The sequence below is a fragment of the Azospirillum sp. UENF 112521 genome (genome assembly GCF_058780665.1).
In genome coordinates, this window is the sequence record NZ_JBSNCI010000002.1 from 1,745,520 (window position 1) to 1,770,760 (window position 25,241).

The window sequence follows — 25,241 nt, forward strand, 5'->3', positions numbered from 1 at the left end:
TTGGTTTGAGTGGGCATACGCGAAGGGCTGGTTTCTTGCCGGGCAGCAACGTCGTCATCGTCGAATCGCCGGCCAAGGCGAAGACCATCAACAAGTATCTGGGCGACGACTACACCGTCATCGCCAGCTTCGGCCATGTCCGCGACCTACCGGCCCGGGACGGCTCGGTGCGCCCGGACGAAGACTTCGCGATGGAATGGGAGCTGGGCGACCGCTCAAAGCGCCACATCGACGAAATCGCCAAGGCGGTGAAGTCGGCCGACCGCATCTACCTCGCAACCGATCCGGATCGCGAGGGAGAGGCCATCGCCTGGCATCTGTCCGAACTCCTTCGCGAAAAGCACCTGTCCGACAACCGCGACGTCCAGCGCGTCACCTTCAACGAGATCACCAAGTCGGCCGTCCAGACCGCCATGGCCAACCCCCGCGCCGTGTCGCAGGAGCTGGTCGACGCCTATCTGGCGCGCCGCGCCCTGGACTATCTGGTCGGCTTCACCCTGTCGCCGGTGCTGTGGCGCAAGCTGCCGGGCTCCAAGTCCGCCGGCCGCGTGCAGTCGGTGGCGCTGCGCCTGATCTGCGAGCGCGAGTCGGAGATCGAGGTCTTCAGGCCGCAGGAGTACTGGTCGATCGCAGTGGGCTTCACCACGCCGGCCGGCTCTGCCTTCACCGCGTCGCTGACCCAGCTGGACGGCAAGCGCCTCGACAAGTTCGCCCTGCCCAACCGCGAGGCCGCCGAGGCCGCGGTGGCGCGGATCCGTCCGCAGGCCTTCGCCGTCTCGACGGTGGAGCGCAAGCAGAGCCGCCGCAACCCGTCGCCGCCCTTCACCACCTCCACTTTGCAGCAGGAGGCCTCGCGCAAGCTGGGCTTCGGCGCCACCCGCACCATGCGCACGGCGCAGAAGCTGTATGAAGGCGTGGACATCGGCGGCGAGACGGTCGGCCTCATCACCTATATGCGAACCGACGGCGTCAGCCTGTCGCAGGAGGCCATCGACGGCGCCCGCGGCCTGATCGGCACGCAGTATGGCGAGCGCTACGTCCCGGCCCAGCCGCGCGTCTACAAGACCGCCGCCAAGAACGCCCAGGAGGCCCACGAGGCCATCCGGCCGACCGACCTGCACCGCCGCCCCGACTCGGTGGCCGGCTATCTGGAAAGTGACGAGCTGCGGCTCTATGAACTGATCTGGAAGCGCACGCTGGCCAGCCAGATGGAAAGTGCCGTGCTGGACCAGGTGGCGGTCGACATCGCCAGCCCGTCCAAGGACGTGGTGCTGCGCGCCACCGGCTCCATCGTCGTGTTCGACGGCTTCCTGAAGGTCTATCAGGAGGACCGTGACGACGCGGCCGAGGATGACCAGCAGGAACGCCGGCTGCCGGCCATGGACCAGGGCGATGATCTCTCCCGCGGCGACATCGACCCGGAACAGCACTTCACCCAGCCGCCGCCGCGCTATTCCGAAGCCAGCCTCGTCAAGAAGCTGGAGGAGCTGGGGATCGGCCGCCCGTCCACCTATGCCTCGATCCTCCAGGTGCTGCAGGACCGCAATTACGTGCGGCTGGACAAACGGCGCTTCATCCCTGAGGACCGCGGCCGGCTGGTCACCGCCTTCCTGGAGAACTTCTTCCACCGCTATGTGGAGTACAACTTCACGGCGGAGCTGGAGAACCAGCTGGACGAGATCTCCGACGGCAAGATCGACTGGAAGACCGTCCTGCGCGATTTCTGGACCGCCTTCGACGTGGCGGTGAACGGCACCAAGGACCTGACGATCACCCAGGTGCTGACCACGCTCGACAACGAGCTGGGCGCCCATTTCTTCCCGGCCGCCACCGAGGACGGCCATGACCCGCGCGTCTGCCCGGTCTGCCGCGAGGGCCGGCTGGGGCTGAAGCTGGGCAAGATGGGCGCCTTCATCGGCTGCTCGCGCTATCCGGAATGCCGCTACACCCGGCCGCTGGCCGTCGCCAACGACGAGAACGGCGAGGCGCAGGAAGGCCCGCGCGAGCTGGGCAACGATCCGGAGACCGGCCTGCCGGTGACGGTGCGCCGCGGTCCCTACGGCGCCTACATCCAGCTCGGCCCGGCGCCCGCCGCCGCTGCCCCGCCGGTGGAGGAGCCGCCCGCAGAGGAGCCTGCGGCGGACGGCAAGAAGCCGAAGGCGAAGAAAAAGAAGAAGGACGAGGCGCCGAAGCCCAAGCGGGTGTCGCTGCCCAAGGGCATGGCCGCGGCCGACGTCGATCTCGACACCGCGCTGAAGCTGCTGGCCCTGCCGCGCGTCATCGGCAACCATCCGGAAACGGCCGAGGAGATCAGCGCCGGCATTGGCCGCTTCGGTCCCTACCTGAAGCATGGCAGCGTCTATAAGTCGCTGACGCCCGACGACGACGTGCTGACCATCGGCATCAACCGCGCCGTCGACCTGCTGGCCGGCGCTGCCAAGAAGGCGTCGGCCCCGGCCAAGACGCTGGGTGACCACCCGAAGACCGGCAAGCCGATCACCATGGGGTCGGGCCGCTTCGGGCCTTATGTGAAGCACGCCAGCGTCTACGCCTCGATCCCCAAGGGGACCGAGCCGGACAGCGTGACGCTGGAGCAGGCGCTGGAACTGATCGACGCCAAGGTCGCCAAGGATGCCGCCAAGAAGGGCGGAAAGGCGGCCAAGGACGCCGAGCCGGCCAAGGCCGACGGCGCCGAGACGGAGAAGCCAGCCAAGGCGAAGGCACCGGCGAAGGCTGCGGCCAAGAAGCCGGCCGCCAAGAAGGCGACCAAGGCCAAGGCTGCGAAGGATGCACCCGCCGAAGCCGCCGCGCCGAAGAAGAAGACCGCGAAGGCGTCCTAACCGCCTTCGCCACCCTGGCAGTTCCCCCTCCTCCCATCGGGAAGAGGGGGATGATCGCGCGCGACTGTAACCGGACGATATCGGCCAAGCTGACGCTGTGTAACAGTGTGTAACGCGCCACCCGCATGAGGCGCCTGCCAGCAATCCTGTCCAAGACGACCGGGGCGCCCGCCTGTTAGACTGCGGCATGGACCAGCAATCCGCGTTAGATCCTTCATTGAACCGGACAGCAGCCGGCGGCGGCGACTTCGCCCGGCTGTGGCGGGAGGCGCGTTTCGACGGCATGGAATGCCTGAACGCCCGCTTCCAGCGCCACAGCTACGCCCCGCACACGCACGAGACCTATGTGGTCGGCGTGATCACCGCCGGGACCGAGCTTTACCGCTGCCGCGGCACCGAACGGGTGGCGCGGGCCGGACAGGTGGTGGTGCTGGATCCCGAGATCCTGCATGACGGCCGCCCGGCGGCGGACGGCTATGCCTACCGCATGTTCTATCCCTCGGTGACGCTGTTTGAACAGGCGATGGCCGACGCGCTGGGCCGGCCTGCGGCGCCGCATTTCTCCGCCATGGAACTGGACGACCCGGAGTTGTTCCAGATCCTGCGCGGCCTGCACCATGGGTTGGAGGGGCCGTACCGCGAACCGTTGCGCACCGACACCGACGCGCTGCGCGCCTTTACAGCATTGGCGTTGCGCCATGGCGATCTGACGGCGCGGCCGCGCGAGGCGGGGCGGGAACCGGCGGCGGTCCGCCGCGCGCGGGAATATCTGGATGCCCATCTCGACAGCGCGGTCGAACTGGCCGATCTGGCGGAGGCGGCCGGGCTCAGCCGCTTCCATCTGCTGCGTGTCTTCCGGGCTGCGGTGGGCACGACCCCGCACGGCTATCTGACCGACCGGCGGGTCGCCCAGGCCAAGCGGCTGCTGGCGGGGCAATTGCCGCTGGCAGACGTGGCACTGGCCTGCGGTTTCTGCGATCAGGCGCATTTCAACCGGGTGTTCAAGGGACGGGTCGGCGTCTCCCCCGGCCAATACCGGCGCGGCAGCAATCCGATCCAAGACGCGCCCGCCGCCGCAGCCTAGCTTCCTCCCTATGAGCACAGACATGAGCACGGGCAGCTTCGCCGTACCGGCATCCCCGCGGCAGGACTTCGCGTCGGGTGTCGTCCATAGCCTGCCCATCGTGGCGGGCGCCATTCCCTTCGGCTTCCTCCTGGGCAGCCTCGCCGCCAAGGCCGGCCTGTCGGCGCTGGACATGGGGCTGATGAGCGCCCTGGTCTTCGCCGGCAGTTCCCAGTTCGTCGCGGTCGAGCTTTTGGACAAGGGCAGCGCCGGGCTGGCGGTGGTCGGCGCCATCCTGCTGGTCAATCTGCGCCACCTGCTGATGGGGGCGACGCTGGAGCCGCGCTTCCGCGGCGTGCCCCGGGCACGGGCGGGGCTGGCGCTGTTCTTCATGACCGACGAGCAGTGGGCGCTGGCGCTGCGCCGCGGACCGGAGTTGTCGCTGGCCTATTGGTACGGTGTGGCGGCGACGCTCTATCTTGCGTGGCTGTCCAGCACGGTGGCCGGGACGCTGGCCGGCGCGCTGATCGCCGACCCCACCGCCTGGGGATTGGATTTCACCTTCATCGCCGTCTTCCTCTGCCTGCTGGCCGGGTTCTGGCGCGGTATCGGATCGCTGCCGCCCTGGCTGGCGAGTGCCGCTGCGGCGCTGGCCGTCCATGCGCTGTCCACCGGCGGAACCTGGCACATCCTGGCCGGCGCCCTGGCCGGCGGGGCGGTTGCGGCCCTCCAAGCGAAGGGGCAAGGGAGGACCCGCAATGCCTGAGGCCCTGAACCTGGACTGGAGCGTCTTCGCCATCGTGCTGGCAGGAGCGCTGGTCACCTGGATGACGCGGATCGGCGGGCCGTGGCTGATCGCGCGGGTGCGGCTGGGTCCGGCGGCGAATGCGGCGCTGGAGGCGACGCCCGGCGCGGTGCTGGTCGCCCTTGTGGCGCCGGCCGCCCTGTCGCGCCCATCCGACGCGCTGGCCGCCGCCTTCGTCTGCCTGATCGCCCGGCGCGTGCCGATGGTGGTCGCGGTGGCGGCCGGCGTGGTGGCCGTGGTGGTGCTGCGCCGCCTGATGTGATCTCCCAATGGGCCCCTGTTGCAAACTGCCGTCTGGTGAAGCGCGCGGGGGTTGCCTATAAATCGGGGATGACCGACCCGATCTCCGCCCCCGCCGCTCCCGCCCCCGCTCCGGCAGCTTTCGACCCGCACGCCCTGCCGCCGCTGCGCGACGTGATCGCGCGCTTCGGGCTGGAGGCGCGCAAGTCGCTCGGGCAGAATTTCCTGCTCGACCTGAACCTGACGGGGCGGATCGCACGCTCGGCCAACCTGCCGGCCGGCACCACTGCCATCGAGGTCGGTCCCGGTCCCGGCGGCCTGACCCGCGCGCTGCTGGCGACCAATGCCGTGAAGGTCATCGCCATCGAACGCGACCGCCGCTTCATCGAAGCCCTGGCCGACGTCATCGAGGCCGCGCAGGGCCGCCTGACCATCGTCGAGGCCGACGCCCTGACGGTCGATCCGGAGGATCTGGCACCGGCCCCGCGCGCCATCGTCGCCAACCTGCCCTACAATGTCGCCACTCCGCTCCTGCTCGGCTGGCTGGCGCGGATCGAGGCCTATGTCAGCCTGACGCTGATGTTCCAGAAGGAGGTCGCCGACCGGCTGGTGGCGAAGCCGGGCAGCAAGGCCTATGGCCGGCTGTCGGTGATCACGCAATGGCGGTCCGACGCCCGCGTGCTGTTCAACCTGCCGCCGCGCGCCTTCACCCCGCCGCCCAAGGTCGAATCGACGGTCGTCCACCTGACTCCGCGCGCCAACCCGGAGCCGGCCGACTGGCGCGCCCTGGAGCAGGTCACCGCGGCCGCCTTCGGCCAGCGCCGCAAGATGCTGCGCCAGAGCCTGAAGTCGCTGGGCAATGCCGAAGCGCTGCTGGAGGAGACCGGCATCACCCCGACCGCACGGGCAGAGGAGATCGACGTTGCCGGCTTCGCCGCGCTGGCCCGCGCCTTCCGCGCCCGCAACCCACTTGAGAGCCCGGCATGATCCGGGTCAACCCCCGCATCAGCCTGGACGAAAGCGAGTTGCAGGAGGAGTTCGTCCGCGCCTCCGGCCCCGGCGGCCAGCACGTCAACAAGACCGAGACGGCGGTCCAACTGCGCTTCGACGTGCGCCACTCCCCCAACCTGCCCGATCCGGTGCGCTACCGGCTGGAGCGGCTGGCCGGATCGCGCCTGACCCAGGACGGCGTGCTGATCCTGGTGGCCGACCGTCACCGCTCGCAGATGCGCAACCGCGAGGACGCGCGCGAGCGCCTGATCGACCTGATCCGCGAAGCCGCTGCCCCTCCCCCGCCGCCCCGCCGCCCAACCAAGCCGACCAAGGGTTCCAAGGAGCGGCGGCTGGAAGGCAAGGCCAAGCGGTCGGAGGTGAAGAAGATGCGCGGGAACGTGCAGGACTGAGCCGGACACTCACCCGGCATGCCCGCCATGAGACAGGCGCATTGGACGGTTCAACCATCCCGTGCCAGCCTTGCCTTTCGCTTGCCTGTAAAACATTCCCCCGCGAGGACAAATCCGGGGCCGGAGACGTTCGATGAGTCATCCATCCGCCAGCGCCGCCCTGCCGTCGCCGACTTCGGCCCGGCTGTCCGTCGGCTTCGCCTGGGTCGGGCATTCGCTGATGCACATCGTCTCGGCTCTGTTCCTGACCATCGTGCTGGCGCTGGAGACCGAGTGGAAGCTGTCCTATGACGAGCTGATCCGGCTGTGGACGCTGGGCGCCTTCATGATCGGGCTCGGGGCGCCGCTGGCCGGCTGGCTGGGCGACCGCTGGAGTTCGGCCGGCATGATCGCCGTCTTCTACCTGATGACCGGCGGCGGGGCGGTGCTGGCCGGGCTGTCGGACGGGCCGGAGATGCTGATGTGGTCGCTGGCCCTGCTGGGGCTGGGGGCGTCGATCTACCACCCCGTCGGCATGGCCTGGATGATGGCGAACGCCGAGAACCGCGGCAAGGCGATGGGCTGGCTCGGCCTGTTCGGGACCTTCGGCGTCGCCACCGCCGCGGTGGTCGCCGGCAGCCTGACGCAATGGCTGAACTGGCGCATGGCCTTCATCATCCCCGGCGCGATCTGCCTCGTGCTCGGCGTCGTGCTGGCCCTGCTGATGATGACCGGCGTGGTTCAGGACCGCCATGCCGACGTGAAGCCGCAGCCCAAGCCGTCGCGCGGCGACGTTGTGCGCGCCTTCTTCGTGCTGTCGCTGACCATGGTCTGCGCCGGGCTGATCTTCAACGCCATGCAGGTGGTGCTGCCCAAGCTGTTCGAGGCGCGGCTGGGCGGCTGGCTCGGCAGCGGCACGCTGGGGGTCGGCGGGCTGGTGACGGCGGTCTACCTGATCTCCGCCCTGCCGCAGATGATCGGCGGCGTGCTGGCCGACCGGCATTCGCTGAAGCGGGTCTATGTCCTTTGCCTGCTGGCCCAGATTCCGCTGATGGCCGCGGTGGCCGTCCTGGCCGAGCTGCCGCTGGTGGCCGCCGCCGCCTTCGTGGTCATCGCCTCGCAGACGCAGATCCCGGCGGAGAACATGCTGCTGGCCCGCTACACCCCGGACAAGCACCGCGGGCTTGCCTATGGCGCAAAATACATCCTGTCCTTCGGCGCCGGCCCGCTGGCCGTCCAGCTCGTCGCCTGGGTCTATGAGCGTACCGGCGACTTCACCATGCTCTATCTGACCCTGTCGGTGCTGGCCGCCATGGCCTTCGCCGCAGCCCTGCTGCTGCCGGACGACCGCCGCAAGGCCGAACCGGTGGCGGAGCCGGTGCCGGCGGCGGAGTGACCCGCCGCCGGACTTGACCGGTTACGCCAGCGTCTTGTTCAGCGCCCGATCGAGGTCGGCGATGATGTCCTCCGGCGTCTCCAGCCCGATGGACAGGCGGATCACGTCAGGACCGGCGCCGGCCGAGGCCTGGGCCTCCGCCGACAGCTGGCGGTGGGTGGTCGAGGACGGGTGGATGATCAGCGAGCGGGCATCGCCGATGTTGGCGAGGTGGCTGAACAGCTCGACGCTCTCCACCACCTTCACACCGGCCTCGAAGCCTCCCTTGACGCCGAAGGTCAGCACCGCACCGGCGCCGCGCGGCAGGTACTTCTGCGCAAGCGCACGGTACTTCGACGACTCCAGCCCGGCATAGCTGACCCAGCCGACCGCCGGATGGCTTTCCAGGAACTGCGCCACCTTCAGCGCGCTGTCGGCATGGCGCTGCATGCGCAGCGGCAGCGTCTCGATGCCGTTCAGCGTCAGGAAGGCGTTCATCGGCGCCTGGCTCGGCCCGAGGTCGCGCAGGCCAACGGCATGGCCGTGGATGGTGAAGGCGAGATGGCCGAAGGTCTCGTGGAAGCGCAGGCCGTGATAGCCGGGGTCGGGCTCGCTCAGCGCCGGGAACTTGCCGGACTTGCTCCAGTCGAACTTGCCGCTGTCCACCACCACGCCGCCGACCGAGGTGCCGTTGCCGGACAGGAACTTGGTGGTCGAATGCACCACCAGCGTGGCGCCCCACTGGATCGGGTTGATCAGGTAAGGAGTCGCCAGCGTGTTGTCGACGATCAGCGGGATGCCGGCCTCGTCGGCGATCCTGGCGATGGCCTCGATATCGGTCACCACGCCGCCGGGGTTGGCAAGGCTTTCGACGAAGATCGCCTTGGTCTTCTCGGTCAGCGCCGCCTTGACGTTGTCCACCGTATCGGTGTCGACGAAGCTGGGCTGCCAGCCGAAGGCGCGCGGGAAGCTGATGCCGAGCTGGTTCAGCGAGCCGCCATAGAGCTTCTTCGAGGCGACGATGTGGTCGCCCGGCGCCATCAGCGGGAACAGGGCCAGCAACTGCGCGGCATGGCCCGACGAGGTCGCGGTGGCGCCGGCGCCGCCTTCCAGATTGGCGAGACGCTCTTCCAGCACCGCCACCGTCGGGTTGGTCAGGCGGGAATAGATGAAGCCGACCTTCTGCAGGTTGAACAGCGAGGCGGCATCGTCGACATTCTCGAAGACGAAGCTGGTGGTCTGGTAGATCGGCGTCTGGCGGGCACCGGTCGCCGGGTCGGGAGCGGCGCCGGCATGGATGGCGCGGGTCTCGAAGCCGAAGCTCTTCTGCTCAGTCATCTGTGTGATTCCCCCATTTTTTCAGATCAGTTTTTTGAACGATTTCGTCGGCGCCCTGCGGCGCGTCACCAGCACGTTGGAATTGACCCCGATCCGGCCGATCTCGCCATAGAGGCGCTGGATTTCCATCTTGGGGCAACGGTCCATCACCACGGTCAGGCCGGCGGCCTGGGCCCGTGCCGCCGCCTCGTCGTTGCGCACGCCAAGCTGCATCCACACCACCTTGGCCCCGGCGGCAATCGCCTCGTCCGTCACCCCGCCGGCGGCAACGGAGTTGCGGAAGATGTCCACCATGTCCGGCGGCTCCGGCAGATCCTTGAGGCTTGCATGGACGGCCAAGCCGAGGATGGTCTGTCCCGCCATCTTCGGATTGACCGGGATGACGGTGTAGCCCTTGTCGCGCAGGTACTTCATCACGAAGAAGCTGGCCTTCACCGGATCGGCACTGGCGCCGACCACCGCGATGCTCTTCGCGCTTTCCAGGACGCCGCGCAGGAAGGCGTCGGTGTAGTCGGCCGGCTCGGTAATCCTGGATTCGCTCATTGCCCGCACCAGACCGGCGTGCGCTTGCCGAGGAAGGCGTCGATGCCCTCGGCGGCATCCTGCGCCATCATGTTCTCGGTCATCACCTTGGCGGCGTAGGCATAGGCGCTTCCCGCGTCCAGATCGATCTGGCGATAGAAGGCCTCCTTGCCGGTGGCGAGAGTCAGGGGCGACTTCGACGCGATCTTGGCGGCGACGCCGGCCACCACCTCGTCCAGCTGGTCGGCCGGCACCGCGCGGTTGACGAGGCCGATGCGCTCCGCTTCCTCGGCATCAATCAGGTCGCCCAGCAGCAGCATCTCCATCGCCGCCTTGCGCCCGACAGCGCGGGTCAGCGCCACCATCGGCGTCGAGCAGAACAGCCCAATGTTGACGCCCGGAGTCGCGAAGCGCGCGCCCTCCTCGCAATAGGCCAGATCGCAGGTCGCCACCAACTGGCAGCCGGCGGCGGTCGCCACGCCGCGCACCTTGGCGATCACCGGCTGGCGGATGCGGTTGATCGTCAGCATCAGGCGCGAGCACTGGGTGAACAGCGCCTCGTACAGGTCACGCGACGGGGCGGCGCGCATCTCCTTCAGGTCGTGCCCGGCGCAGAAGGCCCCGCCGGCCCCGGCCAGCACCACGGCGCGTACGGAGCGATCCTCGTCGATGGCGTCTAGCGCATCCTGCAACGCCGCCATCAGCCCGACCGACAGCGCATTGCGCGCCTTCGGCCGGTTCAGCGTCAGCGTGGCGACCCCGTCGCGGTCCTCGCGCAGGACCAGCGGAGCATGGGGATCGTGGGTGGTGACTGCGGCGCTCATGGTTGTTGTCCTCCCGTGCGTCTTCGGCTTCCGGATTTCGGTTGCGCACCGCGGGCAGCTTAACGCGCCAAGCCTGCAGGCAACACGGGGAACCTGCAAGGCAGGGAGGATGAGACGACATGCTGCAGAGGATTTCAACAAGGATCTCTGTAGAAAACTTTTGAAGTCTTCTTATGAAGTAGGTTTTCGGAAGCAACACATACCGGCGGGAAAGCGAATACCCACTACTCCTCGTCGCCGTCACCGAGCAGATAGTCGATGTCGCCGCCATCCAGTGCGCTGACCAGTCCCTTGCCCTCGATGGTGGCGTCGGACAGGCTGCCCTTGCGGCGCTGGAGGTCGAGAATGCGCTCCTCTACCGTGTTGGCGGCGATCAGCTTGTAGACGAAGACCGGCTTGTCCTGGCCGATGCGATAGGCGCGGTCGGTCGCCTGATCCTCGGCGGCTGGGTTCCACCAGGGATCGTAGTGGATCACCGTGTCGGCGGCGGTCAGGTTCAGGCCGCGGCCACCGGCCTTGAGGCTGATCAGGAAGACCGGGACCTCCCGGTTCTGGAAGCGGTTCACCGGTTCGGCGCGGTCCAGCGTGCGGCCGGTCAGCTCGACATAGGGAATGGCGGCCTTCTCCAGCTCCAGCTTGATCAGGTCGAGCATGGTGGTGAACTGCGAGAAGATCAGGATGCGCCGGCCTTCCGGCACCATCTCCTTCACCATCTCGGTCAGGGCGTGCAGCTTGGCGCTCGGCCGTGCCTTGCCGCCCAGCGCCGCGATGGATTTCAGCAGGCGCGGGTCGCAGCAGACTTGACGCAGCTTCAAAAGCGCGTCGATCACCGCGATGGCGTTCTGCCCCAGCCCCTTGCCGCTGGCGGCCAGCGCCGCACGCACCGTCTCGTTCACCGACAAGCGGATGGTCTCGTAGAGGTCGCGCTGGTCGCGTTCCAGGTCGATGCGCACCACCACCTCGGTCTTCGGCGGCAGCTCCTTCGCCACCGCCTCCTTGGTGCGGCGGAGCAGGAATGGGCGGATGCGGCGCATCAGCAGGTTGGCGCGGGTGTTGTCGCCGCGCTTCTCGATGGGCACGCGGTAGCGCTTGCCGAACTCCTTGCGGTCGCCCAGCAGGCCCGGCATCAGGAAGGCGAACTGGCTCCACAGCTCGCCCAGATTGTTCTCCACCGGCGTGCCGGACAGGCAGAGCCGATGCCGCGCCGGCAGCGCCGCCACGGCGCGGGTCGCCTTGCCGTCGGGGTTCTTGATCGCCTGCGCCTCGTCCAGCACGATCATGTGCCAAGTCAGCCGCTTCAGCAGATCGACGTCGCGCGCCACCACGCCATAGGTGGTCACCACAATGTGGGCGCGGTCGATTTCCGACAGCTTGCCGTGACGGTCGATGCCATGCAGCACGACGACGCGCAGATGCGGGGTGAAGCGCTCCGATTCCGCCACCCAGTTCGGCACGAGGCTGGTCGGCACCACCACCAGGCAGGGCTCGGTCAGCCGGCCCTCATGCTCTTCCATGGCGATGTGGGCCAGTGTCTGGGCGGTCTTGCCGAGACCCATGTCGTCGGCCAGGATGCCGGCGACGTTGTTGGCGCGCAGGCTCTGCATCCAGGCAAGGCCGCCGCGCTGGTAGTCGCGCAGCTCGCCCTTGAAGCCCGGCGGCGGGGTCATGTCGCCCGGCATCTCGTCGGCGCGCAGGCGCTGGAGATAGCCGTCGATCTGCGCCGTCTCGTCGCCGCGCCGGGCGATCAGGTCGTCGATGTCCAGCAGCGAATCGGCCTCGGCCAGCGGCACCTTCAGCCGGTCGCCGCTGCTGCGCCCGCTGTCCAGCATCGCTTCCAGCACGCTGAGCAGCCGCTCGATCCGCTCCGCCGGCAGGGCCAGCACGTTGCCATCGTCGAGAACGATGTGGGCGCGGCCGTCGATGATGCGGGTGGTCGACAGGCCGCCCTTCTCCACCAGCCGGGCCAGGATCGGCAGCAGCGGCTGGCGCTCGCCGTCGATCTCGACACCGACATCCAGGTCGAACCAGCCATCGCCGGCATCGCGCACGGCGACCTCGACCTCGGCGCCCGGTTCGATCACCTTGGTGCCGAAATCGGCGCCGACCTCCATGATCCAGCCGGCCTTGGTCAGGGCGGGGACCTCGTTGGTCAGGAAATGCTGCCAGCGCTCCTCGACGTCCCGGCCGGTCAGCCAGTGGACGCGGGAGCCGCGGGCGTTCAAGGCGCCTTTCGGCGGCTCGATGCGCGCCTGGGCGAATCCGAGGCCGGACAGCCGGTCCAGCGCCGCCTGCTCGTCGGCCTTGTCGCGGCGGACGAAGGTGACCTCGTTGAACTCATCCTCGTAGCGGGCGAACTGGCGCTGGTCGTCGGGCTCGATCTCCACCGCATTGCCGGGCTCGCCATAGTCGAAGGACAGGCGCAGCACGTCGACCAGCCCATCGGCCGGCGTCACCACGCGGCCAAGGCGGGCGATGATGCGGGGGGAGCGCTCGACGATGGCCGCGGCATCCGCCGCTCCGCTGCGCACGCCGGGAATGCCGCTGTCGCGGAAGCTGGGCGTGGAAATGGACGGAGGTGGCGGAGCGATGCGCGGCATCGACGCGACACCACCGCGCGACGGACCGAACAGGCGCGACGGGGTGGCCTTCGACGGCACCGGCGGCGGCGGCGGGGCGGGCGGTACCGGCTTGGCCTTCGGCACCTCCACCACCTGGAGATCGACCGGGAAGACGGTGCCGGTGGCGCTGTCGACGCACCAGTAGGACTGGCCCTTCACCAGCACGCTGCGCTCAGGCAGACCGGTCGGGCGCAGCTTGCGCGTGGCCGGGTCGCGGAAGGTGCGGACGGTGCGGCCCGGCGCCTCGGCCAGCGGGGTGCCGTCGCGCCAGCGCAGGCGGCCGGTGGAGAGCAGACGGCGCAGCAGGCGGTCCACCGCCTCGCCCCGGCTCTTGGCGACGGGGGTGCGCTCCGTACCGCCGCCGCCGAGTAGCCGGGCGATGGCGCGGTCGGCATCGCCGTCCAGCGAGCGCGGCGCCTTGGCCAGCACGTCGCGCGGGGTGGCGGGGCTGCCGTCGGCCTCCCCCTCCGCCACGAACTCCGCCAGGATGTAGCAGGCCACATCGCCCTGCCCCGGCTCCAGCGTCCAGCGCAGGCTGCGCACCGGCTCCGGCTTCGGGGCCGGAGGTGGCGGTGGGGGTGGCGTCACGCTGCGGACCGGCGGCGGAACCGGCGGACGGACCAGGGTGAGCGGGGGCTTGGGAGCAGCCGGCGGCACAGGAGGCGATGCGGGAGACGGCGCCGATGGCTGTACGGTGGCCGCAGCGGCCGGCGGGGACGCGAGCGGAACCGGAGGTGGCGGCGGCGGGGCGAGCGGCGCCTTCACGTCGGCCACGTCGAACAGGGAGGCGCGGCGCCATTCCGGACGGCTTTCCAGCGCCAGCATCGCCGCCGCCGCCATATGGGCGCAGGCGTTGCGGCCACAGGAACAGGTGCGGTCGAGCACCACGCCGCGCTTGCCCTGAACCGGGGTCACCGTCACCGACAGCCGGCGGCCGAGGTCGCTGACCTCCGCCTCGATCCGGTCGCTGCCGGGCGCACCCAGCGCCACCGCACCCGTCATCATCAGCGTGCGGCCGCGCTGCAGCGTCTTGGCATCGAAGACGCGCGTCAGGTCATCCTGACCGAAGGGGACGGCGGCGCCACCCGACGAAGGGCCACGCGGCAAGGCATCGAAGAGCGACATGCGGTGCGGGGGTGACCAGGGCAGTTTGGATGGGTTGGGCGCGAAAACGGAACGGAACGGAAACGGGGCGTCGGTATAGGATCTTACGCAGCGCAGCGCAAGCCTTTGGCTTGAGCAGTGACGTGAACGGCGCCGTGTTGCCGGGACCGTGCGCGGCCGTCCGTCATAACACAGGACGCCGCCGGCTTCACCCCGGTTGGTGAGTTATCCGCGGCTGCCGGGAAACACGCGGCCGGCCAGCTCGCACAGGCCGGCCCCGCTGCCGAGCTGATGGGCGGCCCAGCGGATGGTCCCTTCGACGAAGGACGGGTCGCCGGCATGGACCAGCAGGGCGAGCCCGAGCACCATCGCACCCGCCAGCCAGGGAGAGGGACGCAGCCGCGGGGCGCCGTCCTTGCGGCTGCTCCACAGGAACAGCAGGGCCGACAGCCCGCCGATGGTCAGCCCGGCCACCACCTCCGCCCCGGAATGGGCAGAGACGGCGACGCGCGAGGCCCCGATGGCCAGCACCAGCGCCACCGCCGCCAGCGGCAGACCGATGCGCAGCCAGCGCGATTCAGCATTGCGCGCGGCCAGTGCCGACACCGACCCGTAGAAGACGGCGGAAAAGGCAGCATGGCCGCTGGGGCTGATGAAGCGGTCACCGGCGAACAGCGAGGGGAACAGCGGAAAGTCCGGCAGGCCGCAGCCATGCCCGATCAGCTTCAGCACGACCATCGCGCCAAGGCAGAGCGCCAGGGCCAGCAGCCAGCGCAGCGCCAGCGGCGCCGAGTGGTGCCGCCACAGCGCGGTCGCATAGAGGGCGGACAGTGGAACGAGGAGGCTGCTGCTGCCCAGATGGGTGATGGCGCCGCTGGCGGTGGCGAGCATCGGATCCCCAATGATGCCGGTGGAAAGGAACGGCTTTGCCACATGGTGCGGCGCAGCAGGGACAGCAAGGGGACGAAAAAGGGGTGCGGACGCCTGGGTCCGCCCCTCAACCTTCCAGCTGGTCGGCGCGGGCGTCGGCGATCACGCAGTTGCGGCCAGAGCGCTTGGCCTCGTACAGCGCCTCGTCGGCCCGGCGGACCAGACCCTCGGCGGTATCGCCCAGCCGGCCGCCGATGGAGATGCCGATCGACACCGTCACGTTGATTTCGCCGCGGTCGGCCGAGACGGCGAAGGGGAAGTCGGCGATGCGCGAGCGCAGGCGCTCGGCGACGATCAGCGCCGCTTCGCCGTCGGTGTCCGGCAGGATGACGATGAATTCCTCGCCGCCCAGCCGGGCGACGAGGTCGAAGGTGCGCAGGTTGCGGCTGGCGCGTGCGGAAACCTCGCGGAGCACCTCGTCGCCGATGGCGTGGCCGTAGGTGTCGTTGACCACCTTGAAATGGTCGATGTCGAACATCAGCACCGACACCGGCTTGTGGCTGTCGATGGCGCGCTCCAGCAGCCGGGGCAGATGGGCGTTGACGTAGCGGCGGTTGAAGACGCCGGTCAGGCTGTCGGTCAGCGCCATCGACAGGCTCTGCTCGTAATTGGAGCGCAGCCGTTCCTGATAGCGCTTGCGCCGGATCTGGGTGCGGGCGCGGGCCAGCAGTTCGTTCCGGTCGACCGGCTTGATGACGTAATCGTTGGCGCCGAGTTCCAGCCCCTTCGCCACCTGCCCAAGGTCGCCGTCGTCGACCATCAGCAGGATCGGCACCTGCCGGGTGCGTTCGTGCGAGCGCAGCTGCGAACAGAGCCGCAGCCCGTCCTCGTTCAGCAGGGTCAGGCTGACCACCACCAGATCGAGCGGGCTGCCCAGCGCCCGTTCCAACGCCTTGGCGCAGGTGTCGGCGGAGGTCACCGTGTTGTGGTCGCGCTCCAGCGTGTCCGTGATCTTTTCGAGGTCGAGCGCGGAATCCTCCAGCACCAGCACGCTTGCGCGCTCGAAGGACTCGCTCAGCATGGTGCCGCTGCGCTCGATGACCCCGAACTGGCCCGACGTGGTTTCGCGCAGGCGCCACTCGTCCATCATCATCTTCAGCCGCACCAGCGAGCGGACGCGCGCGAACAGCGCGATGTCGTTCACCGGCTTGGTCAGGAAATCGTCGGCTCCCGCCTCAAGCCCGCGGACGCGGTCGGCTATGTCGGACAGCGCCGTGACCATCACCACCGGGATGTGCATGGTGGCGGGGTCGGAACGGATCTTCTCGCAGACCTCGAACCCGTCCATGCCTGGCATCATGACGTCCAGCAGGACGATGTCGGGCGATTCCGTCCGCACCATCTCCAGCGCGTCGGGTCCGTTGAAGGCGGTCAGCACATTGAAGTATTCGCGCGTCAGCTTTGCCGCGAGCAGCTTCACGTTGGGCAAAACGTCATCGACAACAAGGACACGCGCGGACATCGGAAGGGAAATCCTGCAGAATTGGTACAGATGAAAGCGACTTACCCGAGAAACTTCTTGACCGTTTCAAGAAATTTCACGACCGAGATGGGCTTCGCCACATAATCCTCGCAGCCGCCCTGACGGATTTTCTCTTCGTCGCCCTTCATGGCGAAGGCTGTGACGGCGACGACCGGAATGCTCTTCAACTCCGGATCGTCCTTGATCCAGCGGGTGACCTCCAGCCCCGACACTTCGGGAAGCTGGATGTCCATCAGGATCAGGTCGGGACGATGCAGGCGGGCCAGACGCATCGCCTCCATGCCTTCGCGGGTCTGCAGCGTGCCATAGCCGTGGGCCTCGAGCAGGTCATGAAAGAGCTTCATGTTCAGCTCGTTGTCCTCGACGATGAGGACGGTCTTGGTCGGCTTACCACCGGTCTCCAATGGTCCGCACGGCTCCGCTGGCATGCATCCTCCCTGGGTGTGACCCCCGCGTTCACGCTGTCCCGTTCACGCGGTCCGATGCCGCACCGTGCGCACCGCGGACGCGCTCCCCCCGGCCGGCGGGCCGAAGTCGCGGTTGCGGGACCGCAGATCCGGTATACCCCCTTTCTGATTAGGTCGCGACGGTTAAATAGTCGTTACCGAACCGCTCGCCGGCATCCCTTATCGGACTGCGATCACCCTGTCGGGAAACGGAAAACCGCCCGCGGCGGACGCGGGCGGTCTCGATTGTCCGGAACGGCAATGACGGGCAGCGCCGGCCTTCTCAGGCCGCCCGCTTCGCCTTGCGCTTGGCGTCGCGGCGGCGGGCTCCCTTGGCGCCATACATCATGGCGTCGGCGCGGCGCATCACTTCGTCCTCGCTGTCCTCGGCGCCATAGGGCTGGGTGCCGACGGAGAAGCGGACCGGCAGGCTCTGGCCACCCCACTCCACATGGGTGGCATCGGCGATGGCGGCCAGCTGGCGGGCGCGGGCGAGGCCGTTGGCGGTGTCGGTGTTGGTCAGCAGCACGGCGAACTCGTCGCCACCCAGCCGGGCGACGACATCCTCCTGCCGGACATTGCCGACGATCATGCGGGCCACCTGCCGCAGATAGGCGTCGCCGGCGACATGGCCATGGGTGTCGTTGATGGCCTTGAAGCCATCCAGGTCGATCATGACCAGCAGCCCGCCGGCGGTGCCGGTGCGCCGGGCCGAGGCCAGTTCGCGCCGGAAGTGGCTGTAGAAGCCACGCCGGTTCAAGAGGCCGGTCAGCTCGTCCGTCATCGTCAGGCTTTCCAGGTAGGCGATGCGCTCCTGCAACTCGACGATCGTCTCCTTTGCCTCGGCGAGCAACGCGATCGTCTCGTCCAGCGTCTGGCGCTCTGTCCCCCGCAGAAGCCCGACGCGCGAGGCCAGCGCGACCGGTGACCAGCCTGCCGGCACGTCGAAACGGTCGGCGGCATGATGCTTCAGGTCCAGGGCGGCGACGATGGCGTTCATGGGGTCGGCTCCTCAGATGAAGGTCGGAACACTTCGCCTTTCTCCAAGCAACCCCCGTGCCAACCCGTCGCACCCCGGAGATACCAAGCATTTTATGCATTTCCGGCGGATTGCGCCGGTGGATCATTCGGCAGGGGTGGAGCCTCTTTCCCACCAGACCGGAATCTTCTGCCCACTCCAATCGTTCGGGGGAGGAAATCCCTGCCGGGAGTGCCGGGCAAAGGATCGCTGGCAGGATATCGCAGCCAGTGGAGGGCAGGCAGCGGAGGGCGACCGGCAAAAGGCTCCACCCTCCCTTCACACCACCCGGTCCGGCGCCGGCCGGCCGGCCGTCACCGCGTCGACATTGTCCAGCGCCTTGAACCCCATGGCGTTCCGCGTCTCCACCGTGGCGCTGCCCAGATGCGGCAGTAGGAAGGCGTTCGCCAGGTCGCGGTAGCCGGGATGCAGGTTCGGCTCGTTCTCGAACACGTCGAGCCCGGCCGCCGCGAGGCGCCCACGCTTCAGCGCGTCGATCACCGCGCCGTCATCCACCACGCTGCCGCGCGCGGTGTTGATCAGGATGGCGCCGGGCGGCAGCCGCTCGATCCGGTCGGCGTTCAGCCAATGTCGGGTTTCCGCCGTGGCCGGGAAATGAAGCGACAGGACATCGCACACCGGCAGCATCGCCTCGGAATCGGCATGATAGATGGCGCCCAGTTCCAGCTCCGGGGCCAAGCGGCGGCGGTTGCTGTAATGGATGGCCATGCCGAAGGCGCGGGCGCGGGCCGCCACCGCCTGTCCGATGCGGCCCATGCCGACGATGCCAAGCCGCTTGGCCCCGACATGGGTGCCCATCAGCTGGGTCGGTGTCCAGCCGGTCCAGGCATTGGCGCGGATCATCCGCTCGCCCTCCGAGGCGCGCCGCGCCGCCCCCAGCAGCAAAAGCAGGGCGATGTCGGCGGTGGCGTCGGTCAGCACGTCCGGCGTGTTGGTGACGGTCAGGCCGCGGGCGCGCGCCGCCTCCAGGTCGATGTGGTCGGTCCCGACCGAGAAGGTCGCCAGCACCCGAACGCTCTGCGGCAGGGCGGCGATGGCGGCGGCATCCAGCCGGTCGCCGGCACAGCAGAGCACGGCATCGGCCCCGGCCTCCGCGGCGCGGGCGGCGATCTCCTCGCCGCTGAAGGCGCGGTCCTCCGGATTGAGCACCGCCCGGTAGTCGCGCGACGCCCGCGCCTCCACCGCGTCGGGAAGGCGGCGGGTCAGCAGCAGCACGGGGCGCCCAGCGGAGCGGGAGACGGGACTGTCCGACTGCGTCACGGGCTGCACCTCGGCAGGGCTTGTCATTCCGGCGGTTCCCTTCCATTGATAGGACATTCGGGTGGCGGGCCTTTCGGACCGCGGCAAAAACACCCATACTCCACCAAGAGCCGTCAATCACCTGTGGATCCCGTCTTGCTCGACCGTCTCTCTGCCCTCCCGGCAACCGTTGGTGCGGTCTTCGCAGCCGCCGTTTCCGCCGGTGCGCTTCTCGCGGCCTCCCCTGCCCTGGCTCAGCCGGCCGCGACCTCGCTGGCGGCGGTGGCGGCCAAGATCCAGCCCCACCGGGCGATCTACGCCATGTCGCTGGGGTCGGCACGCAACGGCTCGAAGGTCAGCGACGTCCGCGGCCGCATGATGTTCGAATGGGCCGACGCCTGCGACGGCTGGACGACGGAGCAGCGCTTTCAGCTGCGCTTCGTCTACAGCGAGGGCGAGGACATGGCGATGAACACCAACTACACGACGTGGGAGGCGAAGAACGGCCTGCGCTACCGCTTCAACGTCCGCAAGCTGGTGAACGGCGAGGTCGACGAGGAGGTGCGCGGCGAGGCGAACCTGGGCGAAGGCGGCGGCGGCAGCGCCCAGTTCACCAAGCCCGATCCGCAGGAGATGGAGTTGCCGGCCGGAACCATGTTCCCGACCGCCCACACGCTGGCGATCCTGGATCATGCCGAACGCAAGGAGCCCTTCTTCACCCGCACAATCTTCGACGGCTCCGACGCGGAGGGCCCGACCGAGGTGTCGACCGTCGTCGGCAAGCCCGGTGCGCCGAAGGATTCGGCCAAGGATCCGTTGCTGAAGGTGGGCAAGGCCTGGCCGGTCCGTATGGCCTTTTTCCCGGTGCAGAGCGATTCGGCCCAGCCGGAATATGAGATGAGCCTGCATCTGCTGGAAAACGGCATCGCCGAGTCCATGCAGATCGACTATGGCGATTTCACCGTCAACGCCGTGCTGGAAAAGATCGAGGCTCTGCCGAAATCGGGGTGCTGAGAAGCCGGTCGGCCGAGGGGGCCGGCCGTGACATTTCACCCAGCATTTACCGGCCTATGGGATATTCGACGGTTTCCCTGTTGATCGCGACTTGTTGCTGCGTTTAACTGTCGGTTGAATTTTGCGCAACAGGCCGGCGCCTCCATGGGCGACCGGCCGTCCGAGGGTTTTCCGTCATGAGCAAGAAGCATGTCCAGATCGGGCAGGTTTTCCAACCGGTCGGCAGCGCCGCCGGCCGCGGTTGGCGGGTGACGGCAACGGTCAACCTGCTGGGCATCCCCCACGCCCGCGTCGTCAGCACCGAGGACGAGGGCGTCTCGAAGACCCTGAGCTGTTCGGTCCTCGCCGACACCAGCCATTACCGCCTGATCGCCTCGGCCCCGGCCGATGGGATGGCGGCGTAAGAACCACTTGTTTTCGGGCAAGTCATTCGCCCTGTCCCGCGCGTCGGCGTAGGACGGGGCGAAATCGCTTTGCCTATTCCTCTCCCCGCCGGTCGCGCAGCTTGGCCCAATAGTCCAGCCGCTTGCGCAGATCGCGCTCGAAACCGCGCTCCACCGGCTGGTAGAACTCGCGCCGCGCCATCCCGTCGGGAAAATAATTCTGGCCGGAAAAGCCTTCCGCCGTGTCGTGGTCGTACTCGTACCCCTTGCCGTAGCCGATGGTCTTCATCAGCTTGGTCGGCGCGTTCAGGATATGCTTGGGCGGCATCAGCGAGCCGGTCTCCTTCGCCGCCCGCACCGACGCCTTGTAGGCGGTATAGCCGGCGTTCGACTTCGGCGCCGTCCCCAGATAGATGACCAGCTGTGCCAGGGCCAGTTCGCCCTCTGGGCTGCCCAGCCGTTCATAGGCCTCCCACGCGGCAACCGCCTGGGTCAGGGCGTTGGGGTCGGCCAGCCCGATATCCTCCACCGCGAAGCGGGTCAGACGCCGCGCGATGTAGCGCGGGTCCTCCCCACCGTCCAGCATGCGGCTGTACCAGTAAAGCGCAGCGTCGGTGTCGGATCCGCGCAGCGACTTGTGCAGGGCGCTGATGAGGTTGTAGTGCCCTTCCTGCGACTTGTCGTAGAGCGGGGCGCGGCGCTGGATGGTGGCGGCGAGCGCGTTGGTGTCGAGCATTGTCTCGCCCGGCAACGCGAACAGTTCCTCGCACAGGTTCAAGCAGAAACGGCCGTCGCCATCGGCCATCGCCTTCACCGCGGCCCGCGCGTCGGCGTCCAGCGGCAGCGGCCGGCCCATCTCGACCTCGGCCCGCGCCAGCAGCTTCTCCAGCGCGGTGTCGTCCAGCCGGTTGAGCACAAACACCTGTGCCCGCGACAGCAAGGCGGCGTTCAGCTCGAAGGACGGGTTCTCGGTGGTGGCGCCGACCAGCGTGACGGTGCCGTCCTCGACGAAGGGCAGGAAGCCATCCTGCTGCGACCGGTTGAAGCGATGGATCTCGTCGATGAACAGCAGCGTCCCTTGCCCCGCCACCCGGCGGGCCCGCGCGGCGTCGAAGACCTTGCGCAGATCGGCGACGCCGGAGAACACCGCCGACAGCGGCTCGAAATGCAGGTCGGTGCTGTGGGCTAGCAGGCGGGCGATGGTGGTCTTGCCGCAGCCGGGCGGCCCCCACAGGATCATGGAGGCCAGCCGCCGCGCCGCGACCATGCGGCCCAGCGGTCCCTCGGGCTTCAGCAGATGGTCCTGCCCGACGACCTCGTCCAGCGTGCGCGGGCGCAGCCGGTCGGCGAGCGGACGGGGAGCCGCCGCCGAGAACAGCCCGGCATCCCCGCCCGACTCGCCGCGTTTTGCCATGACCGCCGCCTCAGCGCACCGAGGTGCAGCGCTGGTAGCACTGCCTCAACTGATAGCTGCAATTGTCGGTCGGGCTGAAGGGAGTCGAGTCGGTGCGGTCGATGCCACCCTGGTTGCGGGCCGCGACCGAATCCATGCAGGAATTGTGGCTGCGCTCGCACTGGGCTTGGCAGGACGCACCGGCACCGGTGCCCCCGTCGATCCGCAGCGACTGGTCGTCGGCGCCGGCACGCGGGGTGGACGGTCCCGGGACCACGGTGACGGTGGGCGCCGGGCCGGCGGCGGGGCGCGAGGCCGGATCGGCGCAGGCCGACAGACCGAGCAGGGCCACGGCCACAAGCGGGGCAACGAGACGGACCGGACGGAACATAGCCACGACGGCTCCTATTGTTCTTGTTGTGGAAATGGCCTTTGGCATGACGGAATGCCACACCCCTCTGGACCATCCCCCATTCGGTCCCCACTATGCCGATATCGGCATCAAGAAGGGAATGACTGAAATGACACCGGAATCGGACGGCAGACCGACACGCAACCGGCCGCGCCACCGGTCCTTGCGGCTGCTGCTTGCGCTGCTCGTCCTCGGCCTCGTCATGCTGGCCTCGCGCGTGCTGGCCCTGCCCAACATCGGCATGGGCGAGATGATCGTGCCGCTGCTGGGCGGTCTGTTCGTGGCGGTCGCCATCGTGCTGATCGTGCGCCGCGACCGTGCCGACCGCGACGCCCTGCCGCCGTCCCGGCGGGACCGCCAGGACCAGGGCATGCCGGATTGATCGGCCTGGACTGATCTGGAGGGCCCGGTTAGACGAACTTGAAGCTGAGGAGGCCGCCGACCACCACGACCAGCAGGACGGTGGCCACCAGCATCAGGCGCTTTTCGATGATGTGCTGAACCTGCGGACCGTAGAAGTGCAGCAGGATGGCGATCATGTAGAATCGGGAAAAGCGCGCGACGATGGAACAGAGGATGAAGACCGTCAGGTCGAGATGGGCGAAGCCGGCGGTGATCGTCAGCAGCTTGTAGGGGATCGGCGTCACCCCCTTCAGGATCAGGAACCAGGGGCCGAACTCGGAGAACATCTCCTGGAAATGCTGGAAAGACTCCTGCGCATTGTAGAAGTCGATGATCATCCGCCCGACGCTCTCGAACAGATAGAAGCCGAGCGCATAGCCCAGCATTCCGCCGAGCAGCGACGCAAAGGCGCAGATGTTGGTGTAGAACCACAGCCTCTTCGGCTTCTCCAGACACATCGGCACCAGCATCACGTCCGGCGGCAATGGGAAGAAAGAGCTTTCGGCAAAGGAAATCGCCGACATCCACCAGACGGCATCGTCGCGGGCGGACAGGCGCTGGAGGCGTGTGTAAAGAGAACGCAACATTTGACCGGCCACAAATGAGAAAACCCTTCCTCCGGCGAACCGGAGGAAGGGCTTAATATATCACCGATATCGGCGATCCCGTCCTGTGCGATACGGGGCCCTGGGACCCGATGCCGCACAGGGCGTGAGACCGGCGCGATTGCCGGTCATGTTACTCGGCGGTCTCGCCTTCGGCCTCGGCGACGTCCTGCGTCGGGCCGGAGTTCTGACCCTTGGCCGAAACGTCACGCTCGACCAGCTCGAACACCGCCATGTCGGCGGCGTCGCCGTAGCGGAAGCCGGCCTTCAGGACGCGGCTGTAGCCACCCTGACGGTCCTTGTAGCGGTCGGCCAGGACGGTGAACAGCTTGGTCACCGTCTCGTTGTCGCGCAGCTGGGCGAAAGCCAGACGACGGTTGGCCAGGCCACCCTTCTTGCCGAGCGTGATCAGCTTGTCGACGATCGGACGCAGGTCCTTCGCCTTCGGCAGGGTGGTGGTGATCTGCTCGTGCTTGATCACCGCGTTCGCCATGTTCGAGAACATGGCCTTGCGGTGGCTGCTGGTCTTGCTGAACTTACGTCCCGAAACGCCGTGACGCATGGCGGTCCTCCTTCATGGCATGGCCCCCCTCGGGGAGCCGATCGTGAACCCCGCCGCCCAGTCGTAATGCTGGTACGGCAGCCGGGTCGGGCCGTGGCGGCCCTGGGGAATGCGCCCCTCCCGCCCGGAGGCGGACGGGGCGCGGCAAAATGCTGAGATGCTTAGTACGGCTCTTCCAGACGCTTGGCCAGCTCTTCGATGTTCTCCGGCGGCCAGTTCGGGATTTCCATACCGAGGTGCAGGCCCATCTGGGACAGCACTTCCTTGATCTCGTTCAGCGACTTGCGGCCGAAGTTCGGGGTGCGGAGCATTTCCGCCTCCGTCTTCTGCACCAGATCGCCGATGTAGACGATGTTGTCGTTCTTGAGGCAGTTGGCCGAACGGACCGACAGTTCCAGCTCGTCCACCTTGCGGAGCAGGTTCTTGTTGAACGGAACCTCCTCGTGCTTCTCCTCGGAGACGGCGTGCGTCGGCTCCTCGAAGTTGATGAACAGCTGCAACTGGTCCTGCAGGATGCGGGCGGCGAGAGCCACCGCGTCGTCCGGCTTGACCGAACCGTTGGTCTCCACCGTCATCGACAGGCGGTCATAGTCGGTGACCTGCCCGACGCGGGCATTGTCGACCTTGTAGGACACCTTGCGCACGGGCGAGAACAGGGCGTCGATCGGAATCAGGCCGATGGGCGCGTCTTCCGGACGGTTCTGGCTGGCCGGGACGTAGCCCTTGCCGGTCTCGACCGTCAGTTCCATGTTCAGCCGCGCGCCGTTGTCCAGCGTGCAGATGATCAGTTCCGGATCCATGACCTGGATGTCGGGACCGGTCTCGATCATGCCGGCCTTGACCTCGCCCGGGCCTTCGGCACGCAGGCGCATGCGCTTCGGGCCGTCGCCGCCCATGCGCAGACCCATCGTCTTGATGTTCAGGACGATGTCGGTCACGTCCTCGCGGACGCCGGGGATGGACGAGAACTCGTGCAGCACGCCGTCGATGTGGATCGACGTGACGGCGGCACCCTGCAGAGAGGAGAGCAGGATGCGGCGCAGCGCGTTGCCGAGCGTCAGACCGAAGCCGCGCTCCAGCGGCTCGGCGACCACGGTCGCGAAGCGGTCGGCGTCGTCACCGGGCTGGATGTCCAGCTTGCTCGGCTTAATCAGTTCCTGCCAGTTCTTCTGAAGCACGGATAGACCTCAAGATGCCATCGGGTGAACACGAACCCGCGGGG

Annotated in this window: 24 protein-coding genes; 10 read left to right on the plus strand and 14 right to left on the minus strand. The window is 68.1% G+C overall.

Going from position 1 to position 25,241, the window contains the following annotated elements:
* The first annotated feature begins 35 nt into the window (after nucleotides 1-35).
* The 7 genes from topA to ACWPN8_RS10575 all read left to right on the plus strand — a co-directional run bounded on the left by topA (nucleotide 36) and on the right by ACWPN8_RS10575 (nucleotide 7,726).
* Nucleotides 36-2,840 (plus strand): type I DNA topoisomerase, encoded by a 2,805-nt coding sequence (gene topA, locus ACWPN8_RS10545; RefSeq protein ID WP_492240743.1) that lies wholly within the window; start codon nucleotides 36-38, stop codon nucleotides 2,838-2,840.
* A 217-nt stretch (nucleotides 2,841-3,057) separates the two neighbouring features.
* The gene (locus ACWPN8_RS10550) at nucleotides 3,058-3,924 is read left to right on the plus strand and encodes a helix-turn-helix domain-containing protein (protein WP_492240744.1); all 867 of its coding nucleotides are present in this window, start codon (nucleotides 3,058-3,060) and stop codon (nucleotides 3,922-3,924) included.
* 22 nt (nucleotides 3,925-3,946) lie between these two features.
* The gene (locus ACWPN8_RS10555; protein ID WP_492240746.1) at nucleotides 3,947-4,669 is read left to right on the plus strand and encodes an AzlC family ABC transporter permease; all 723 of its coding nucleotides are present in this window, start codon (nucleotides 3,947-3,949) and stop codon (nucleotides 4,667-4,669) included.
* Nucleotides 4,662-4,970: an AzlD family protein gene (locus ACWPN8_RS10560; protein ID WP_492240747.1), complete on the plus strand. Its 309-nt coding sequence runs from the start codon at nucleotides 4,662-4,664 to the stop codon at nucleotides 4,968-4,970. Before ACWPN8_RS10555 ends, ACWPN8_RS10560 begins: the two co-directional genes overlap by 8 nt.
* A 68-nt stretch (nucleotides 4,971-5,038) precedes the next feature.
* Nucleotides 5,039-5,935, plus strand: coding sequence for a 16S rRNA (adenine(1518)-N(6)/adenine(1519)-N(6))-dimethyltransferase RsmA (gene rsmA / locus ACWPN8_RS10565; RefSeq protein WP_492240748.1), 897 nt, complete (start codon nucleotides 5,039-5,041; stop codon nucleotides 5,933-5,935).
* Nucleotides 5,932-6,351: an alternative ribosome rescue aminoacyl-tRNA hydrolase ArfB gene (gene arfB, locus ACWPN8_RS10570; RefSeq protein ID WP_109049835.1), complete on the plus strand. Its 420-nt coding sequence runs from the start codon at nucleotides 5,932-5,934 to the stop codon at nucleotides 6,349-6,351. The genes rsmA and arfB overlap by 4 nt, the downstream gene beginning before the upstream one ends.
* 133 nt (nucleotides 6,352-6,484) lie before the next feature.
* Nucleotides 6,485-7,726 carry an MFS transporter gene (locus ACWPN8_RS10575; protein WP_492240749.1) on the plus strand — a complete coding sequence of 414 codons (1,242 nt, stop codon included), beginning with the start codon at nucleotides 6,485-6,487 and terminating at the stop codon, nucleotides 7,724-7,726.
* 21 nt (nucleotides 7,727-7,747) lie between these two features.
* On the opposite strand, the gene ACWPN8_RS10580 is transcribed toward ACWPN8_RS10575, so the two are convergent.
* The 9 genes from ACWPN8_RS10580 to ACWPN8_RS10620 all read right to left on the minus strand — a co-directional run bounded on the left by ACWPN8_RS10580 (nucleotide 7,748) and on the right by ACWPN8_RS10620 (nucleotide 19,296).
* Nucleotides 7,748-9,043 carry an O-acetylhomoserine aminocarboxypropyltransferase gene (locus ACWPN8_RS10580; protein ID WP_492240750.1) on the minus strand — a complete coding sequence of 432 codons (1,296 nt, stop codon included), beginning with the start codon at nucleotides 9,041-9,043 and terminating at the stop codon, nucleotides 7,748-7,750.
* 21 nt (nucleotides 9,044-9,064) lie between these two features.
* On the minus strand, nucleotides 9,065-9,586 hold the full coding sequence (locus ACWPN8_RS10585) for a CoA-binding protein (protein WP_492240751.1): 522 nt from the start codon (nucleotides 9,584-9,586) through the stop codon (nucleotides 9,065-9,067).
* A complete protein-coding gene (locus ACWPN8_RS10590; protein ID WP_492240752.1) occupies nucleotides 9,583-10,389 on the minus strand; it encodes an enoyl-CoA hydratase in 807 nt (268 codons plus the stop codon). Before ACWPN8_RS10590 ends, ACWPN8_RS10585 begins: the two co-directional genes overlap by 4 nt.
* Before the next feature lie 224 nt (nucleotides 10,390-10,613).
* Nucleotides 10,614-14,132, minus strand: coding sequence for a DEAD/DEAH box helicase (locus tag ACWPN8_RS10595; protein WP_492240753.1), 3,519 nt, complete (start codon nucleotides 14,130-14,132; stop codon nucleotides 10,614-10,616).
* Nucleotides 14,133-14,336: 204 nt separating this feature from the next.
* Nucleotides 14,337-15,002 carry a phosphatase PAP2 family protein gene (locus ACWPN8_RS10600; protein ID WP_174472255.1) on the minus strand — a complete coding sequence of 222 codons (666 nt, stop codon included), beginning with the start codon at nucleotides 15,000-15,002 and terminating at the stop codon, nucleotides 14,337-14,339.
* A 106-nt stretch (nucleotides 15,003-15,108) separates the two neighbouring features.
* Nucleotides 15,109-16,503 carry a PleD family two-component system response regulator gene (locus tag ACWPN8_RS10605; RefSeq protein ID WP_109449256.1) on the minus strand — a complete coding sequence of 465 codons (1,395 nt, stop codon included), beginning with the start codon at nucleotides 16,501-16,503 and terminating at the stop codon, nucleotides 15,109-15,111.
* A gap of 41 nt (nucleotides 16,504-16,544) precedes the next feature.
* On the minus strand, nucleotides 16,545-16,952 hold the full coding sequence (locus tag ACWPN8_RS10610) for a response regulator (RefSeq protein ID WP_098739544.1): 408 nt from the start codon (nucleotides 16,950-16,952) through the stop codon (nucleotides 16,545-16,547).
* Between the two features lie 301 nt (nucleotides 16,953-17,253).
* On the minus strand, nucleotides 17,254-17,970 hold the full coding sequence (locus ACWPN8_RS10615; protein ID WP_109449254.1) for a GGDEF domain-containing protein: 717 nt from the start codon (nucleotides 17,968-17,970) through the stop codon (nucleotides 17,254-17,256).
* Between the two features lie 297 nt (nucleotides 17,971-18,267).
* A complete protein-coding gene (locus ACWPN8_RS10620) occupies nucleotides 18,268-19,296 on the minus strand; it encodes a 2-hydroxyacid dehydrogenase (RefSeq protein ID WP_492240754.1) in 1,029 nt (342 codons plus the stop codon).
* A gap of 108 nt (nucleotides 19,297-19,404) precedes the next feature.
* Between ACWPN8_RS10620 and ACWPN8_RS10625 the strand changes: the two genes are divergently transcribed.
* Entirely contained in the window at nucleotides 19,405-20,262 is an 858-nt protein-coding gene (locus tag ACWPN8_RS10625; protein ID WP_109453023.1) for a cell envelope integrity EipB family protein, read from the plus strand.
* 176 nt (nucleotides 20,263-20,438) lie between these two features.
* The gene (locus tag ACWPN8_RS10630; RefSeq protein WP_109449252.1) at nucleotides 20,439-20,666 is read left to right on the plus strand and encodes a hypothetical protein; all 228 of its coding nucleotides are present in this window, start codon (nucleotides 20,439-20,441) and stop codon (nucleotides 20,664-20,666) included.
* A gap of 73 nt (nucleotides 20,667-20,739) precedes the next feature.
* Here ACWPN8_RS10630 and ACWPN8_RS10635 read toward each other — a convergent pair whose 3' ends face one another.
* Nucleotides 20,740-22,059: a replication-associated recombination protein A gene (locus tag ACWPN8_RS10635; protein WP_492240755.1), complete on the minus strand. Its 1,320-nt coding sequence runs from the start codon at nucleotides 22,057-22,059 to the stop codon at nucleotides 20,740-20,742.
* A gap of 10 nt (nucleotides 22,060-22,069) precedes the next feature.
* Entirely contained in the window at nucleotides 22,070-22,435 is a 366-nt protein-coding gene (locus tag ACWPN8_RS10640) for a hypothetical protein (protein WP_146208068.1), read from the minus strand.
* Between the two features lie 124 nt (nucleotides 22,436-22,559).
* Between ACWPN8_RS10640 and ACWPN8_RS10645 the strand changes: the two genes are divergently transcribed.
* The gene (locus ACWPN8_RS10645; RefSeq protein ID WP_146208067.1) at nucleotides 22,560-22,832 is read left to right on the plus strand and encodes a hypothetical protein; all 273 of its coding nucleotides are present in this window, start codon (nucleotides 22,560-22,562) and stop codon (nucleotides 22,830-22,832) included.
* A 28-nt stretch (nucleotides 22,833-22,860) separates the two neighbouring features.
* Here ACWPN8_RS10645 and ACWPN8_RS10650 read toward each other — a convergent pair whose 3' ends face one another.
* The 3 genes from ACWPN8_RS10650 to ACWPN8_RS10660 all read right to left on the minus strand — a co-directional run bounded on the left by ACWPN8_RS10650 (nucleotide 22,861) and on the right by ACWPN8_RS10660 (nucleotide 25,197).
* On the minus strand, nucleotides 22,861-23,439 hold the full coding sequence (locus ACWPN8_RS10650) for a YqaA family protein (protein ID WP_098739538.1): 579 nt from the start codon (nucleotides 23,437-23,439) through the stop codon (nucleotides 22,861-22,863).
* A gap of 151 nt (nucleotides 23,440-23,590) precedes the next feature.
* Nucleotides 23,591-24,019, minus strand: coding sequence for a 50S ribosomal protein L17 (gene rplQ / locus ACWPN8_RS10655; RefSeq protein ID WP_109049822.1), 429 nt, complete (start codon nucleotides 24,017-24,019; stop codon nucleotides 23,591-23,593).
* 161 nt (nucleotides 24,020-24,180) lie between these two features.
* Entirely contained in the window at nucleotides 24,181-25,197 is a 1,017-nt protein-coding gene (locus tag ACWPN8_RS10660) for a DNA-directed RNA polymerase subunit alpha (RefSeq protein WP_098739536.1), read from the minus strand.
* Nucleotides 25,198-25,241 lie beyond the last annotated feature (44 nt).